The following is a 421-nucleotide window of genomic DNA, read 5'->3' on the forward strand; positions in this document are numbered from 1 at the left end:
GTCTGAATATGGGGGGCCCATCCTCCAAGGCTAAATACTCCTGACTGACCGATAGTGAACCAGTACCGTGAGGGAAAGGCGAAAAGAACCCCGGCGAGGGGAGTGAAAAAGAACCTGAAACCGTGTACGTACAAGCAGTGGGAGCACGCTTAGGCGTGTGACTGCGTACCTTTTGTATAATGGGTCAGCGACTTATATTCTGTAGCAAGGTTAACCGAATAGGGGAGCCGAAGGGAAACCGAGTCTTAACTGGGCGTTAAGTTGCAGGGTATAGACCCGAAACCCGGTGATCTAGCCATGGGCAGGTTGAAGGTTGGGTAACACTAACTGGAGGACCGAACCGACTAATGTTGAAAAATTAGCGGATGGCTTGTGGCTGGGGGTGAAAGGCCAATCAAACCGGGAGATAGCTGGTTCTCCC

Annotated in this window: 1 rRNA gene; it reads left to right on the forward strand. The window is 51.8% G+C overall.

The features are described from left to right. Positions 1-421: ribosomal RNA gene (locus EVJ33_RS15785) — 23S ribosomal RNA — on the forward strand; the annotation flags it as partial.

It is taken from the genome of Exiguobacterium sp. SL-10 (genome assembly GCF_004337025.1).
GTDB lineage: Bacteria > Bacillota > Bacilli > Exiguobacteriales > Exiguobacteriaceae > Exiguobacterium.